This is a genomic window from Cytobacillus sp. NCCP-133 (assembly GCF_026011715.1).
Lineage (GTDB): Bacteria > Bacillota > Bacilli > Bacillales > Cytobacillaceae > Cytobacillus.
This window is the reverse complement of the sequence record NZ_BRVM01000002.1, coordinates 106678-121740: the sequence shown is the minus strand read 5'-3', so window position 1 is coordinate 121740 and position 15063 is coordinate 106678. Positions and strand designations below refer to the sequence as shown.

At 38.8% G+C, this 15063-nt stretch carries 15 protein-coding genes and 1 pseudogene; 9 read left to right on the top strand and 7 right to left on the bottom strand.

Going from position 1 to position 15063, the window contains the following annotated elements:
- Window positions 1-2 precede the first annotated feature (2 nt).
- From NCCP133_RS04670 to sigY, 3 genes are read right to left on the bottom strand one after another with little or no spacing between them, the layout of a single operon-like run.
- A complete protein-coding gene (locus NCCP133_RS04670) occupies window positions 3-209 on the bottom strand; it encodes a sigma-Y antisigma factor component (RefSeq protein ID WP_264803777.1) in 207 nt (68 codons plus the stop codon).
- On the bottom strand, window positions 206-556 hold the full coding sequence (locus NCCP133_RS04665; RefSeq protein WP_264803776.1) for a YxlC family protein: 351 nt from the start codon (window positions 554-556) through the stop codon (window positions 206-208). The genes NCCP133_RS04670 and NCCP133_RS04665 overlap by 4 nt, the downstream gene beginning before the upstream one ends.
- Complete coding sequence (gene sigY, locus NCCP133_RS04660; RefSeq protein WP_264803775.1) at window positions 522-1073, bottom strand: RNA polymerase sigma factor SigY; 552 nt, start codon at window positions 1071-1073, stop codon at window positions 522-524. The genes NCCP133_RS04665 and sigY overlap by 35 nt, the downstream gene beginning before the upstream one ends.
- A gap of 471 nt (window positions 1074-1544) precedes the next feature.
- On the opposite strand from sigY, the gene NCCP133_RS04655 reads away from it, so the two are divergent.
- On the top strand, window positions 1545-1868 hold the full coding sequence (locus NCCP133_RS04655; protein WP_264803774.1) for an HPr family phosphocarrier protein: 324 nt from the start codon (window positions 1545-1547) through the stop codon (window positions 1866-1868).
- Window positions 1869-2055: 187 nt separating this feature from the next.
- Here NCCP133_RS04655 and NCCP133_RS04650 read toward each other — a convergent pair whose 3' ends face one another.
- On the bottom strand, window positions 2056-4128 hold the full coding sequence (locus NCCP133_RS04650) for a transglycosylase domain-containing protein (protein ID WP_264803773.1): 2073 nt from the start codon (window positions 4126-4128) through the stop codon (window positions 2056-2058).
- A 542-nt stretch (window positions 4129-4670) separates the two neighbouring features.
- Between NCCP133_RS04650 and NCCP133_RS04645 the strand changes: the two genes are divergently transcribed.
- Window positions 4671-5213, top strand: a complete 543-nt coding sequence (locus tag NCCP133_RS04645; RefSeq protein ID WP_264803772.1) for a universal stress protein — start codon at window positions 4671-4673, stop codon at window positions 5211-5213.
- Between the two features lie 137 nt (window positions 5214-5350).
- On the opposite strand, the gene NCCP133_RS04640 is transcribed toward NCCP133_RS04645, so the two are convergent.
- Window positions 5351-5821: a helix-turn-helix transcriptional regulator gene (locus tag NCCP133_RS04640; protein WP_264803771.1), complete on the bottom strand. Its 471-nt coding sequence runs from the start codon at window positions 5819-5821 to the stop codon at window positions 5351-5353.
- Window positions 5822-6210: 389 nt separating this feature from the next.
- On the opposite strand from NCCP133_RS04640, the gene NCCP133_RS04635 reads away from it, so the two are divergent.
- From NCCP133_RS04635 to NCCP133_RS04610, 6 genes and pseudogenes are all read left to right on the top strand, one after another.
- Window positions 6211-7341 (top strand): histidine kinase N-terminal domain-containing protein, encoded by a 1131-nt coding sequence (locus NCCP133_RS04635; protein WP_264803770.1) that lies wholly within the window; start codon window positions 6211-6213, stop codon window positions 7339-7341.
- Between the two features lie 222 nt (window positions 7342-7563).
- Window positions 7564-8100 (top strand): GNAT family N-acetyltransferase, encoded by a 537-nt coding sequence (locus NCCP133_RS04630; protein ID WP_264803769.1) that lies wholly within the window; start codon window positions 7564-7566, stop codon window positions 8098-8100.
- 315 nt (window positions 8101-8415) lie between these two features.
- Window positions 8416-9708 (top strand): hemolysin family protein, encoded by a 1293-nt coding sequence (locus tag NCCP133_RS04625; protein WP_264803768.1) that lies wholly within the window; start codon window positions 8416-8418, stop codon window positions 9706-9708.
- Between the two features lie 267 nt (window positions 9709-9975).
- Window positions 9976-10161: pseudogene (locus tag NCCP133_RS04620) on the top strand (MerR family transcriptional regulator); the annotation flags it as partial.
- 9 nt (window positions 10162-10170) lie between these two features.
- On the top strand, window positions 10171-10377 hold the full coding sequence (locus NCCP133_RS04615) for a MerR family transcriptional regulator (protein WP_264803767.1): 207 nt from the start codon (window positions 10171-10173) through the stop codon (window positions 10375-10377).
- A gap of 64 nt (window positions 10378-10441) precedes the next feature.
- A complete protein-coding gene (locus tag NCCP133_RS04610; protein ID WP_264803766.1) occupies window positions 10442-11797 on the top strand; it encodes a hemolysin family protein in 1356 nt (451 codons plus the stop codon).
- Window positions 11798-12044: 247 nt separating this feature from the next.
- On the opposite strand, the gene NCCP133_RS04605 is transcribed toward NCCP133_RS04610, so the two are convergent.
- The gene (locus tag NCCP133_RS04605; protein WP_264803975.1) at window positions 12045-13454 is read right to left on the bottom strand and encodes a sensor histidine kinase; all 1410 of its coding nucleotides are present in this window, start codon (window positions 13452-13454) and stop codon (window positions 12045-12047) included.
- Window positions 13444-14145 (bottom strand): response regulator transcription factor, encoded by a 702-nt coding sequence (locus NCCP133_RS04600; RefSeq protein WP_264803765.1) that lies wholly within the window; start codon window positions 14143-14145, stop codon window positions 13444-13446. Before NCCP133_RS04600 ends, NCCP133_RS04605 begins: the two co-directional genes overlap by 11 nt.
- A 183-nt stretch (window positions 14146-14328) precedes the next feature.
- Here NCCP133_RS04600 and NCCP133_RS04595 point away from each other — a divergent pair, with 183 nt between their 5' ends.
- Window positions 14329-14967 (top strand): hypothetical protein, encoded by a 639-nt coding sequence (locus NCCP133_RS04595; protein ID WP_264803764.1) that lies wholly within the window; start codon window positions 14329-14331, stop codon window positions 14965-14967.
- Window positions 14968-15063 lie beyond the last annotated feature (96 nt).

Here is a 15063-nt window from a genome sequence, read left to right as displayed (position 1 = left end):
CCTCAATACTTTTCTTTTTTCTGCCAAATCTTCCTGACAAAAATTAAGTAAAACAGCGTGGGCATGGGAGCCTGAATCAAGCCAGCAATCCCCCATAGCCAATAATTATGGCCGTGCCTTCGTGCATCTACAAATAAAAAAATACTCTGAGCAATTAATATCAGCCCTACAACGATTAATAAAGGAAGTGAAAGTTCTTCATTATTCATGTGCCATTCACCTGCTTAACATAGCTTACTGTACTATAAGCAAAAATAATTAATGTGACAATGCCCTGCAGAATAAAAAATGCAGCCGGAAGCTGATAGAGCATGAATAAAACAGAACTTACAACGAGGAGCCCCACAACAGTAAAGATAGCTAAATCCCTCATTAATTTCTTTCTCATTGTTTGTTTTTGCTCCACTGCCAATTGTTCAAAGTATTGCAGATCAGGTGTATACACTGGAATATTTTCTTCGAGCGATCCCAATCCGTCCTTTAATTGCTTTAAAGCAGCCTGATACTTTTCATCTTGATGTTCATGTTCGAGCGGCAGCACTTTTCGATTCGTCATGAAGTCTCAACTCCTTTCTTACATCCATTATTCCGTTATGAACTCTTGATTTAACCGTACCAGCGAATAAATTCATCATGTCTCCTATTTCTTCGTAAGAATAGCCATAATAATGTTTAAGAATAATAGGGATCCTGACATCTTCTTTAAGCTTCCCAAGAGCAGATAAGGCTTCATTCCATTCTTCCTTTCGGCTTTCGAGCTGCCACTTCATTCTCCTGAAATCTTTCTCCTGCTGTTTCCACTTTTTCTCTCTTATTGACTTACGCTGCTGATCAATATATAAATTGGTCGCAATTGAAATCAGCCAAGATGAAAATTTGGCTTTGCCGTTAAACATGTCGATTTTTTCCACACATTTGGCCATCGTTTCCTGAGCAAGCTCTTCTGCTATGTCAGGATTCATCGTAATCTTGATTAAGTACTTAACAAGAAAGGGATAGTTATTTTTAAAAAGCATGGCAAAAGCGAGCTGATCTCCACGTTTGGCGCTTATTATAAGATCTTTCTCCTCCATTAGCTTCTTTCCTCTCTTCCTTATCCTTCCATTGTTAACTGTTTTTTCACTCATAAGACGCTCAAGAGATGAATTCGTTCATTATTTAATAAAATCTTTTCTTACACACGAAAAATCCCTATTTGAGGGACTTTAACCTGCTAATACCATTATACTGTACCAGTTTGTTCCAAATAATGTGTTTCTGGTTTTTTTTTCGGAGCTTTCGTTAACTTTGGTTGTACAGTGCTGTAATTCACATCGGCTAAAAGCTGCAATAAAAAACTTCCAGAATTTTATCTCCTGCTGCTGACTGAGATACAGTATCCTCCCTCAAAACTTGCGTTTGCCTCTTATTCTCAAATCTTTAGGTAAATATTCACACTTTCATAGGGGGGGTTTACCTTTTTAGCACCCTGGGTAAATTCCTAGTACAAACGACTTCACCTATTAATCGATTAATATAAAAACTACTGCAAAGGAGATTTTAAAATGAAAGAAATTATTTCTACCAACGTTCTTGTACAGAATAAATTCACCATGAAAAAAATGCTGGAAATCTATCAGACATCAAAACAATTCAAAGGCACTACATATCTTTACAGCAAACATAAAGCTGTTGATGCCTCTAACTTGTCTAAACTGGTTTCTTTCTTGCTGACAGTCAAACCTCAAACAACATTGAAAATCATTGTTGAAGGAAGCGAGGTTCAGAATCATCTTCAAAAAATCAAAGAAATGTGCACAAGCCATGTTTCTGTATTGCGCATGACAGAGAAGCATTTTATTAATTCTTCAGAAACCATTCAAATTTAATCCAAAATACAGATAAGATTGAAATGGGGACGGGGTGAATATTTATGATACGAACTATTTTTATGGTAGTGGGAGCTATCGTGGTAATCGGTGCTCTAATTAGCTGGTTATTCTAACTTTATATAGAGTTTAAAAAGAGGGGTGCCCACATTATGCTTTTGGGACACCCTCTAAACATTTAATACCATTAATCCTTCTTCTCTTTATTCTTACCCTTATCTTTTTCTTTCCCTTTATTCCATTTCTTTTTCCATTTTTCTTTTTCTTTTCCGATCTTTTCCCTTATCTTTTCTGTTTCTTTTCTAATGCTCTCCTCCCAGGCTTTTCTTTGCTGCTCTTTCTGTCTTTGCTCCATAAGTGCCGCAATTTGGGGAACATGAAAAGATTTTGGTTCCTGGTTTCTTATGGCCTCAGACATGATTTCTTTAAATATGGGAGCTGTACCCTCGCTGCTGGAGGTAGTAAGGTAATTTTGGGCATCTGTTTTATCATGGCCGACCCAAACAGCACCTACCAGCTGTGGCGTATATCCTACAAACCATTGGTCCTTTACGCCATCTATTCCTTCAATTGTCAGCTGTGTACTGCCTGTTTTTCCGGCTACTTCTCTTCCAGGAATCTGAGCAGCCTTGCCTGTTCCATGCTGAACGACACCAAGCAGCATGGTTGTCATTTTATCTGCTATGTCCTTTGATATGACGCGCGTATTCTTGCCTTTCCACTCAGCAACCGTCTCGCCACTTTTATCAACTATTTTGGTGATGGAGTGAGCTTCAGGCCTTTCGCCTCCATTTGCAAAGACAGCATATGCCTGTGCCATCGTTAATGGGGAGACCCACTCACTTGTCCCCCCAAGTGCGAGTGCAAGGTTCCGGTTTATAGCATCATCCGGGATTCCAAATCTTTTGGCAGCATCCACACCTTTTTCTATGCCTACTTCATCAAGAAGCCATACCGCTGGAACATTTAAAGAGTCCTTGAACGCTTCATACATGGGGACATCTCCACGGAATTGGCCATTAAAATTATTCGGCTCATAGTCTTTTCCAAATGTCATTTTTTCATCTTTTAATATATCTGTGATGTTCCAGCCCATTTCAAGTGCAGCTGTATAAGGAACGATTGGCTTCATGGTTGATCCCGGCTGTCCTACCTTGTGGACAGCACGGTTATGGCCTAGAAGTGTGTGTTCCCCCCGGCCTCCTGCAAGGGCCCTTATGCCTCCGTTATGGGGATCTAACAGGATAGCACCACTTTGAACCAATTGGTCGCCTGTTCCTGTTGGAAAAAGTGCATCGTTTCGATAAGCTTCTTCTACACTGCTTTGCATCTCCTGGTCCAGCTCAGTATAAATTTGGTATCCGTCACTAAGAAGGTCGTTAAGTGACAGATTATATTCTTTTATGGCTTCCTCAAGTACAACATCTACATAGTATGGATATTTCCCCTTAAAAGGATCTCCCCCGCTATCATCAAATACAAGCTGTTCATTTTTTGCTTGTTCCCATTCCTGTTCAGTGATGAAGCTGAGTTCCCTCATTCGATCAAGCACTAAATCCCTTCGTTCGATCGCCTTTTGTTCATTTTGATAAGGATTGATCGCCGAAGGTGCTTTAACCAACCCACCCAGTAAAGCTGCTTCACTGATTGTAAGATTCTGAACTTCTTTTCCATAGTACTTCATTGCTGCACGCTTAATTCCCCAGGCACCTTCTCCAAAATAGACCTGATTTAAATACATTTGCAGGATCTCATCTTTGTTATATTCCTTTTCAATCTCAAGTGCCAGGAAAAATTCTTCCAATTTCCGCTTATAAGTTCTTTCGTCAGACAAAAGGGCGTTTTTTGTCAGCTGCTGGGTAAGCGTGCTTCCCCCCTCAACGATCTCCCCTGCCTTCATGTTTGTAAAAAAAGCTCTCCCGATCCCTTTCAAATCAATCCCGCCATGTTCATAAAAACGGTGATCTTCTATCGCAATAATGGCATTTTTCATATGATCAGGTATTTCGTCGATCGATATTCCTTCATTTTTATTTGCCGAGATTTTACTGGCAATTTCTCCATTTGCATCATAGATAATCGTCGATTGTGCCAAGCCGGCTTCAAGGGCACTAATATCGGCATCTTTATATGAAAAATAAACGAAGCTTAAAAATGCCAGAACCAAAGTGGATCCAAGCAGGATAGCTACCTGGGTTAAATGCAGTTTTTTCCAAGTTATTTGAAATCTGTTAATAAATGAAGTCTTTTTATTTCTCATATGTCCTCCAGTGTCTTGCTATAAAACTTCTTTATTTTTGCCGCATGAAATGACTCCTTTAGCCAGCTACTAGTCTATACCGTTATCAGCATAACTGCAAAAATCTAGTGTTCATATAGGATTTTGCTGCCAACTAGAAAACAAAATTCATATGACATATACATTTACCCAATATCCATGCCATTAAACACTTAATTTATCGACTTAATTCACATCAAAAAAAAGCAATCGAAGAATCCGAATGCTTTCTTTTTCAATTCCGTGCAGGATCCCAACTGCAGCTGACGATCTTGCGGACCTTTCAGTTTTTGCTTACATCAATCTATTTAGACGATTTGTTCTCCCTGCAGGAGATCACGTTGCTGCAGACATTTTTTAATGTGAAAGTATTACTAAAGTGTACGCAGCTTTGTTGGTGTTTATGGGGGCATCTAAGTAATCTTATTCCTACAAGAAGATAACTAGATTGACTTCTGCTGAGGCGGGTATATATACGTATATGGGAAATTTAAATTCTATTCCTCACTGAAAGGGTGATAATTATGGGCATGCAGTTTAACCGCATTGTAGTTGGTTATGATGATACAGAAGGAAGCAAGTATGCTTTAAATCTGGGTATTGGGTTAGCCAAGGAAAACCCTGACTCCCAATTGCTGATAGCCCAGGTCTTTGAAGAAAAAATTGAGAATATTCCTGTTAGCAATAGCAATGAAAAAGTGGTGGAACCAGTCAGAACAAATGGCTATCTGCTTGAAGGAATTCAAATCCCCCCACTTCCGGTCTATCATGAAGAAGCCAATACCACTACACACGCAAAAGTGACACATAGTGTGGAACAGGCCTTTTACAATGCAAGGGAAGTTCTAAAGACTTATAACATTAATGCCAAGTTTGATGTTCTAGAGGGAAACCCTGCTGATAGTATATGTGAATATGCTGCAGCTGAGGGGGCGGATTTGATTATTGTCGGAAACTCGGGCAAAGGCGGAATTAAAAGGATGTTTCTCGGCAGTACAAGTGCAAAAGTTGCTCAAAATGCACCATGTCCTGTTTTGGTCGCCAAAGACAAGGCAGAACTGAAGTAACATAATCCATCTGAAAGCAGCTCGAAACTGGGCTGCTTTTTCTTTTAAAGTCCTTTTTTCTTCTATCCTTGAAAGATGCTTTTCATTGGAGGCACATGGGACTTATAAAAAAAGTGGTGTACAACTGCTTTTACCTCTTAACTCAGAAAACCATCGTTTTCCGCTGCCAGTTCCTCAAACCGTTCTTTCGAAGAAATCTCATCAAAACTGCTATAAATCCTAAAATGATCCTGATCAATAATTCGGTAATGCTGGCTAATTATGTTCTGCTGCAATATGAGGCCATTGCTTTTTTTTACTTCACGCCACCAGATTTTCCCGCCAAGCGTCTTTTCCTTTCTATAATCAATACCTTCTCTGGCTACCGTTTCCAAGACCTCAAGCGGCTCATTTCCGAATAGAAATCTTACTGTTTCTGTTTCCCTAAACAATGCACAAACAGCCACTACGGTTGACCAGCCGGCCACCGCTCTTCCTTTTTCAATTTGTACAAGAGTTTTCTTGGAAACGCCAATAATTTCTGCCATTTTATCCTGTGTATATCCCGCTTCAGTGCGGATAAGTCGAATTTTATCAGATACCTTTAGAATAATTTCATCTCTTGTCAATGCAGCTTCATTCCTTTTTTGTTATGGTGTAAATTTACACTGTTTATTTTATTATAAAAGAAATAGTGTCAAAATTACAAATAAAATAACCTAGCTGACCAAACAGCAGTTTATTTTCCTAACAGTAAATTGAGCCTTTTTAAAGTTTAATTCTTTTATCACAGTAATGAATGTCCCAAGGATGTTCTTTACCTAATCTGTGTTTAAGGGAATTCTTTATATATCAATTTTTTTTATCGGATTGCAGTTTTTTTATCACTGTTGCAATCAGATTAGTTTCTTATTTTGGGAGTCTGCTGTAATTTTCCATTAAATTGACAAAGGATTTTGATAGATTCTATCGAAATTTATGGAATAGACTGTTTTTATGTGAAAGAGTGGAGGTTAAAATGGCAATCGAAACAAATGAGGTCGTATTGGAACTTTTGCGAAGCGAGAAAGAAGCCCTTTTGAGTGAATGGAAAGAAAAAATCCTCATTACCGATGAGGATCCTTATAAAGATAAGATTCGCGACAACGGTGAAATGATGTTCCATCTTATAATTCAATTTCTATCAAGAGAAGAGAATGATCTCGAAAAGTTCATTCAGCAGCTTGCCTACTCTATTGCAGAACAGCGAGTGGAAGCGGACATAAACATTGGAGACTTTGTTTATAATGTGAATATGGGCCGGTCAATTGTTCAAAAATATTTGAATCACTCTGAGATTACCTTCCAGAAGCTGCAGGAATACCATGAAAAGATCAATTACTGCTTCGATAAATTTTTATATTATGCCGTTTCAAGATATACAGATGCTAAAGACCAAATTATTAAAGAAAAAACCCAATTTATTGATTCAACCCATAAAGACAGGTTAACTTTACTTGGGCAAATGACATCCAGTTTCATTCATGAGTTCAGAAACCCGCTCACTTCCGTACAGGGTTTTATACAGCTGTTAAAATCAGAGCACCCTTCCATGAAGTATTTAGACATTATATCCAATGAGCTGGAACAGCTGAACTTTCGCATATCTCAATTCTTGCTGCTTTCTAAGAAAGAATTGATTGGAAAAGAGAAAATCACTTTCTCCTTAAATGAATTGATAGAAGAAGTGCTGATTTTCCTATATCCGAGTATTTTGGACGGAAAAGTAAAAATATTGCAGGATATGCAGGACAGCATTTACTTGAACGGCTATTCAGATGAAATTCGGCAAGTGTTGATTAATATAATCTTTAATGCCATCGATGTCTTAACCCAATACCGTAGCGATCCAGTCATCGATATAAAAAGCAGGTTAACAGAAAACGGACAAATCAAGCTAGATATCGCCAACAATGGGCCTCGGATTCCTGATCATTTGGTCTCTTCCATTTTCGAGCCTTTTGTCACGACCAAAACACTTGGAACGGGACTAGGTTTATTTGTTTGCAGGGAAATTATTGAAAAACACCAGGGAAAACTTACGTGTGACTCTGATACTGAACGGACAGTTTTTAGCATTATCCTTCCTACCTCTGAACAGATTCTATAAATTAACTAAGGCTGACTATTAGTTTATAAGATTCAGCCTTTATTGTGTGTTTCACTCATAATGTTTTATATGGATCCTTTTTTGGTTAATACTTCCATTTTACAACTTATTTGCTAATGAACGAAACTTATTCGCTTTTTTGATATATTTTCCATAATAATATGTATTTTTTGATAGTTTCCTATTATTATAAAACTATTTAATAGTTGAAGGAGTGTTGCTGTGTTTTGCTTAAAAGTTGACCAGGAAATCGAATGGCAATTATTTCAGCTTCATCATTCGGAAGAACTTTTCAACCTAGTTGACCGCAACCGCCAGCATTTAAGAGAATGGCTGCCCTGGGTGGATAATATGGCTTCGCCTGTCCAATATCATTCCATTATTTCAATGTGGCTGAAGCAATTTGCAGATAATAATGGCTTTAATGCTGGAATCCGTTATCGCGGACTGCTTGCTGGCTCAATTGGCTTTCATCAAATTGACTGGCATAACAGACAGACTAGCGTTGGATATTATCTTGCAAAAGGTTATGAAGGAAAGGGAATCATGACTCGCAGTGTACAAGCCATGGTTAATCATGCTTTTTTTGACTTGAAATTAAACAGAGTGGAGATCCGCTGCGGGGTGGATAATTTGAAAAGCCGAGCGATTCCTGAAAGACTCGGCTTTAAACAGGAAGGTATGATCCGCGATGGCGAGTACCTTTATAATCAATACCATGATCTGGCCGTGTATGGAATGCTGGCAAGGCACTGGTAGCAGAAAACATATGGAAGCCTGTCCACAGGCTTCTTGTTTATTTTTCTACAGAAAAATATGTCGGTTCATCCCTTTAAACATAATTGTCTCATACAAATGAATACTGACCTGATTTCCTTTACTGTTCGCAAATTTCATCTAATCCTAATAATCGAGCATTTTTTGCCCCTTCTTCAGTTATCTTTCACCCATATAAGGGTAATTTCATGGTAAGCCAAGCTTTTTAACCTAACTATTTGTAAAATTTCTTGAATAAGGGAAAAGTACATATTATGAAGGAGGTGCAATCCCCTTACTTATGTGTAAGGAACTTATATGACTATTCTTAACGTTTTTTTATTATTATTCTTAATCGCTTTAACAGCCTTTTTTGTTGCTTCAGAATTCGCCATAGTAAAGGTGCGCACTTCACGCATTGACCAGCTGATTTCCGAGGGTAACATAAAGGCTCATTCAGCGAAACGTGTCATCAGCAATCTAGATGAATATTTATCTGCCTGCCAGCTTGGCATAACGATTACAGCATTGGGCCTTGGCTGGCTGGGCGAGCCTACTATTGAAAGGCTCTTGAGGCCTGTATTTGATAGTTTGAACTTACAGGCGTCCATTACACATATTCTTTCTTTTGTCATCGCATTTGCTGTTATAACTTTTCTCCATGTGGTCATTGGAGAGCTTGCACCTAAAACATTTGCCATTCAGAAAGCAGAGGAGGTAACACTCACTTTTTCAAAGCCTCTTATTTTGTTTTATCGAATTATGTATCCTTTTATTTGGATCCTGAACGGTTCGGCGAGGATTGTCTCAGGGCTTTTTGGATTAAAACCTGTATCTGAACATGAAATAGCTCACTCAGAGGAAGAATTGCGGATCATTTTATCCGAAAGCCTGAAGAGCGGGGAAATCAATCCTTCAGAATTCCAGTACGTAGATCGGATCTTCGAATTCGATAATCGCATAGCAAAAGAAATCATGGTTCCTAGAACCGAGATTGTCAGTCTGCCGGAGGAATACACCTTATCAGAAATTCTGGACGTTATACTAGATGAGCGGTATACCAGATACCCTGTCACATCCGGTGATAAAGACAATATATTAGGCTTTATCAATGTGAAGGAAATTTTAACGGATTGTGTAAGAAAACAATGTGAAGGCGATAAGCCTTTATTGCAATATATAAAGCCTGTCATCAGAGTGATTGAAACCATTCCTATTCATGATTTGCTTCTTAAGATGCAGAAAGAACGATCTCATATGGCTATCCTGCATGATGAATATGGCGGCACTGCAGGCTTGGTTACAGTTGAGGACATCCTGGAAGAAATTGTTGGAGAAATCAGGGACGAATTTGATGCTGACGAACTGCCGCTTATTCAGAAGCTGGGGGACAGCCACTTTATACTGGATGCCAAGCTGCTGATTTCGGAAGCAAACGACCTCCTTCACACTCATCTAAGTGAAGAAGATGTTGATACAATCGGCGGATGGATTCTGACGCAGAAATATGATGTAGTGCAGGGGGATGTTGTCGAGGAAGAGGGTTACAAATTCATTATTAAAGAAATCGAAGGACATCATATTTCGTATATTGAAGTCATTAAGAACTAACCTCAGTTTTTGGGAGGAGTTACAGTGGATAATTTCTCCTGCAGCTTCTTCCGAATGTTATTTTATTTATTTTTTTGAATCTTTTTATTTCATATCTGCTGGATTTTTTCATAAAATAAAAGTAATCCTTTTTGCCAAACTGCTACGTTTGACTGTATGGTTTGGGCTAAAGTATAATTAACTTTAACTATAGCTCTTTATGGAGCGGCCCTCCTAAGAGATATAAGTATCCTAAAGCAGAGGTGATATGATGGGGCTTACTATCGTATCGGCGAATTAGCGAGTATTGCTAAAGTATCTAAAAGAACAATAGATTATTACACTAGCATCGGACTTATAAAAGCTCAACGCACAAAATCGAACTACCGAATATATACAGATGACGCACTGTCTGATTTAAGGTTTATTGAAGAATGCAAAATACTGCATCTTCCGCTTGAAGAGATTAAAAGAAAACTAGAAATGAAGACGAAAAGGGAGATTCACACAGGGGATGTTAAAAAGCAAATAGACGCAGTCGCACTGCAAATGAAGCAGCTTCATCAAGAAATATCTGTTCTTATGCCGTTAATAAATACGTTGGATGACGACCAGAAGGATGACCTCTCCAAAAAACTGACTGCTGAAAGTTCTGTATTGCTGCGTTCCCTTTCCAGCCTGACAAGCTAAATCCCATTTTCACATTATCAGGAGGTGACACCCTGCCCGTTTCTGCGGGATTTGGGGAACTTATTTGGACATATTAAACTTGGTTTTTATAGCCATTTTAATTGCTTTAACGGCTTTTTTCGTCACATCGGAATTTGCCATTGTAAAAATTCGAAGTTCCAGAATTGATCAATTGATTGAAGAAGGCAATAAGAATGCAATTGCTGCCAAGAAAGTTATTTCCAACTTGGATGAATACCTTTCAGCCTGCCAGCTTGGTATTACCATTACCGCTCTTGGCCTTGGGTGGCTCGGAGAACCTACAATTGAACATTTGCTTCGTCCTGTCATTAACCAGTTCAGCTTGCCGGTTTCGATTGCCCAAGTAGTTTCATTCAGCATCGCATTTGCTTTTATCACCTTTCTTCATGTGGTAGTTGGCGAATTGGCTCCAAAGACGCTGGCTATTCAAAAGGCAGAAGCCGTAACACTTATAACAGCCCGCCCTTTAATATGGTTTTACCGGATCATGTATCCGTTCATTTGGGCGCTGAATGGCTCTGCCCGCCTTTTAACCAGCATGTTTGGACTAAAGCCTGCTTCTGAACACGAATTGGCCCATTCGGAAGAAGAACTTCGGATAATTTTATCAGAAAGCTATGAAAGCGGCGAAATCAACCAATCTGAGTTTAAGTATGTAAACAAGATATTCGAGTTTGACAATCGCATTGCGAAGGAAGTAATGGTTCCTCGTACAGAAATTGTCTCACTCTCAAAAGATGATACACTGGAAATTTTTCTTCAAATCGTCCAGGAAGAAAAGTTCACACGCTATCCAATAATTGATGGAGATAAAGATCATATTATCGGGATGGTCAATATTAAAGAGGTCATGACAGACCTGATCATGAACAGGGAACTGTCTTCAAGCACACTTGAATCCTATATTCGCCCCATCATCAGAGTCATTGACAGCATACCGATTCATGAACTGCTGCTAAAAATGCAGAAGGACCGGATCCACATGGCGATTTTAATGGATGAGTATGGCGGTACTTCCGGCCTTGTAACCGTTGAAGATATTATCGAAGAAATTGTCGGAGAAATCCGTGATGAATTTGATATGGATGAAGTGCCAATGATCAGAAATACTAAAGAGGGACACTATATCATTGATTCTAAAGTTCTCGTAAGCGAGGTAAATGACCTCCTTGGAACGGATATTAATGATGAAGATGTAGATACCATCGGGGGCTGGATCCTGACAGAAAATTATGAAGCCAAACAGGGCGATACAATCCAGCATGAAAAGTACCTCTTTAAAATTCTTGATATGGAGGAACATCATATTAAGTATATTGAGGTAATGGCTCTCCCTGAAACAGAAGGGCAGGCTCATACAAAAAAAATCCCTTTGACCGAGTCTGAGGTATTATCGTAATAAGCGAAGAGCCTTACCTATCCCCGACAAACACAAGACGGGGGAAAGCGCATGCGCGGGAGCTAGAAAGTTATCTGAGTTTAAGATTCTACTTTCTTGCCTTAGACAAAAAGGAACAGCTATTGGAAGCTGTTCCTTTTTTTGTATATGCTAAACTTAGATTTATCATATATGCATCTTTTTTCTCTTCGCAGGCAAGAAGATGCTATAGCATTGATTCTGCCACATTCAATAAGCACCAAGACCCCTAGATTTCTTTTGGAATTCTAATTATAAATTTGGTGCCTGTTCCTTTTTCGCTGCTGACTGCAATTGCTCCGTTATGGAGCTGGACCAGCTGCTTTACAATGGAAAGTCCAATGCCGAATTCACCAAAGGAATGATTAGTCCTGGACAAATCAGCTTTGTAGAACCGCAGCCAGATGGATTCGATTTCTCTCGGATCAATTCCAACGCCTGTATCTTCAATTTCCATAATAGTTTCGGATAGGCTCTCTTTCCCCCTTAAAAAAATGGCTCCTTTCTCGGTAAATTGTATACTGTTCTTAACGATGTTAACGAGAATCTGGATGAGCCGATCATAGTCTGCATGAACAGTTATGTCGTCTTCAGCCTCAATATAAATGACATTCCCCTTTTCCTCTGCCTGAATTTCAAGCTGCTCCTTTACAATCTCAAAGGCTTCCAATAAATGAATATCCAATTTGTTTAGCTGAAGCTGATTGGACCTGATTTTTTCATAATCAAGGTTTTCATTTACAAGACGAATCAGCCTTTTAGCTTCCCTATCAATCAGCACCATTCCTTTTGACTTTTCTTCATCGGGAATTAAACCATTCTTAATTCCTTCTGCCAGCCCGCTGATCGTTGTCAGCGGGGTTCTTAATTCATGCGACACGTCTGCTATAAATTTTCTTCTTCTATTCTCCAGCCGTTTGATTTCTTCATCTGACTTCTTTAGTTTAGCAGCCATTTCATTGAAATCTTGAGCCAATTCACCAATTTCATCCACGTATGTATATGGGACATTTACATCGTAATTTCCTGAGGAAATCATTGATGCCGCATTCCGCAGATCTGTAATTCTTTTAATCAAATTTTTGGATAGAACGAGACTTAATAATATAGTCGCTGAAAGTGAAATAACAATGGTATATAATAAAAACCGGTTAAGCTGGCTGACCATTTCCATTGCTCCTGTTATGGGCGATAACAGAAGCACTCCGCCAACAAGCCTTCCTCCCTGCATATATGGAAGGGCGACCAATGTTACCTCCTGATCAAAACGTTTTATATCATGTTTAACGGATATTCTGTTGCCCTTTGAGATAGCAGCCCATTCATCACTTGTCAGCTGGATCATTAGATCTGACTTTAACTCTGGATATAAAACCCTGCCTTTGTTGTCAAAGAGAATATATTTAATATTCCTTGCTTCCAGCAGTTGGCTGTATTCTGTTAAAAATTCCTCGTTTCCTTCAATCCGAACCGTTAAATCTGTTAAAATCTGTTCACCGTAAGAATTCAGTTCGCCCACTTTATTTTCAAAAATATAACTTTCAACAAACTGGGAGAAAAGCAGGCTTAACAGCAAGAACGCCAATATCAAAATGCTGACATGGCTGATCAGCAGCTGATAAAAATATTTAATTTTCATTTTCCGCAGCCGTTTCATCAAATTTATAGCCTACTCCCCAAACCGTATGGATAAAAGGCTGCTCAGCCGTTCCTATTTTTTTTCGAAGCCGTTTTATATGTACATCAACCGTCCGTTCATCCCCGTAAAACTGGTAGCCCCAAACACTGTCAAGCAGCTGTTCACGAGTAAAAACCTGTTTCGGATGCTTTACGAGATAGTATAGCAAGTCAAATTCCTTAGGCGTCAGATTGCCCACAAGATGGCCATCAAAATAGGCCTCTCTGGATTCCTTGCTGATTTTGAAGTAATCACTGGAGACAAATTGGGTGTCTCCAGCCGTTTCTGTTTCAGCCTGAAACCGTCGAGTCACTGCTTTGATTCTTGCCATTAACGTTAACGGACTAAATGGTTTTGTCACGTAGTCATCAGCACCCATTTCTAGCCCCAAAACCTGATCAGATTCACTATCCTTCGCCGTAAGCATGATAATTGGAACCTTGCTTAATTCCCTGATTTTCCTGCAAAGAGTCACACCATCCATAACGGGAAGCATCCAGTCCAAAATGATGAGATCCCATTTTTCTTTATTAAAACGCTCAAATCCCTCCTGTCCATCTTGGACAAAGACTCCATGATACCCCTCTTTCATAAAAAACATCTCAAGCATTGAGCAAACACTTTCATTATCTTCCACAACAAGAATTTTCATTTCGTACACCATCCCGGAACAAATTCTTTTCTTAAATGTAATCCAACATAACGCACTATTTCAACGAGCAGCTCTTCCTTATAAGGATTTTCTTTTGAAAACAGCCAATTTATTCTTGTTTTTCCTGTATTTCAGGACATACTATATAAGAATCAATGCAATTGAAAAGGAGTGTTTTCACCAATGAAAAAAAGAATTTCAGCAGTATTTGTTTTTTGCTTACTATTAGTAAGTTCTGCTTTATCAGCAAACGCAGAAACCGCACCAAAAGACCATACACCTAATCATGTACAAAAGCAGGAACACCATCACCGAATCATTGATGATTCCCTGCTAAATAGCTTGCAGGAGAAAGGATTTTCTAAGAAGGAAATTTTCATAGCTGCCCATATAGCAAAATTCTCCAAACAAAAGATAGAAGAAGTATTAGATTATTACAAAAAGAATGATTCCTCCTGGGAGAAAACAGCCCAGCATTATGGAGTAGATTTAGAAAAAATGAAGAAGCATCATCATCACATGGATAAGTTCCTTGAGAAAAACAAGGATGCAGTTCTTCAAAATGTCTCAAAATATTCTGACAATAACACTCAAGAATTGCAGGGCTACCTTGAGAAAGGGATCTCATTGCGTTCCCTTGTTTCATGTGCAGCCATGGCTAAAGCGGCGAATAAAGATTTAGCAGATGTGATGAAAATGAAAGAACAAGGTAAATCTTTTCATGAAATAAAAAAAGAACTTAAATTGAATAAAGAGCAGATCCATAATGAAATGAAAAAAATTGTAAATGAAATCCAAAAGGATATTAAGAAGGAAAATTAATAAGAAAGGCGTATGCACCTTGCCCTCCTCCCCGATAAGCACAAGACAGGTAGGCGTTCCTTCTAAAAGCTAGACGTGCGATAATTAGGCTGTCGA

What these genes read in the sequence shown, in the direction of transcription:
- NCCP133_RS04605 (WP_264803975.1), bottom strand. Translation starts at nt 13,454, where the DNA reads ATGAAAATTAAATATTTTTATCAGCTGCTGATCAGCCATGTCAGCATT.
- NCCP133_RS04635 (WP_264803770.1), top strand. Translation starts at nt 6,211, where the DNA reads ATGGCAATCGAAACAAATGAGGTCGTATTGGAACTTTTGCGAAGCGAG.
- NCCP133_RS04655 (WP_264803774.1), top strand. Translation starts at nt 1,545, where the DNA reads ATGAAAGAAATTATTTCTACCAACGTTCTTGTACAGAATAAATTCACC.
- NCCP133_RS04645 (WP_264803772.1), top strand. Translation starts at nt 4,671, where the DNA reads ATGGGCATGCAGTTTAACCGCATTGTAGTTGGTTATGATGATACAGAA.
- NCCP133_RS04615 (WP_264803767.1), top strand. Translation starts at nt 10,171, where the DNA reads ATGAAGACGAAAAGGGAGATTCACACAGGGGATGTTAAAAAGCAAATA.
- NCCP133_RS04650 (WP_264803773.1), bottom strand. Translation starts at nt 4,128, where the DNA reads ATGAGAAATAAAAAGACTTCATTTATTAACAGATTTCAAATAACTTGG.
- NCCP133_RS04670 (WP_264803777.1), bottom strand. Translation starts at nt 209, where the DNA reads ATGAATAATGAAGAACTTTCACTTCCTTTATTAATCGTTGTAGGGCTG.
- sigY (WP_264803775.1), bottom strand. Translation starts at nt 1,073, where the DNA reads ATGGAGGAGAAAGATCTTATAATAAGCGCCAAACGTGGAGATCAGCTC.
- NCCP133_RS04595 (WP_264803764.1), top strand. Translation starts at nt 14,329, where the DNA reads ATGAAAAAAAGAATTTCAGCAGTATTTGTTTTTTGCTTACTATTAGTA.
- NCCP133_RS04625 (WP_264803768.1), top strand. Translation starts at nt 8,416, where the DNA reads ATGACTATTCTTAACGTTTTTTTATTATTATTCTTAATCGCTTTAACA.
- NCCP133_RS04600 (WP_264803765.1), bottom strand. Translation starts at nt 14,145, where the DNA reads ATGAAAATTCTTGTTGTGGAAGATAATGAAAGTGTTTGCTCAATGCTT.
- NCCP133_RS04665 (WP_264803776.1), bottom strand. Translation starts at nt 556, where the DNA reads ATGACGAATCGAAAAGTGCTGCCGCTCGAACATGAACATCAAGATGAA.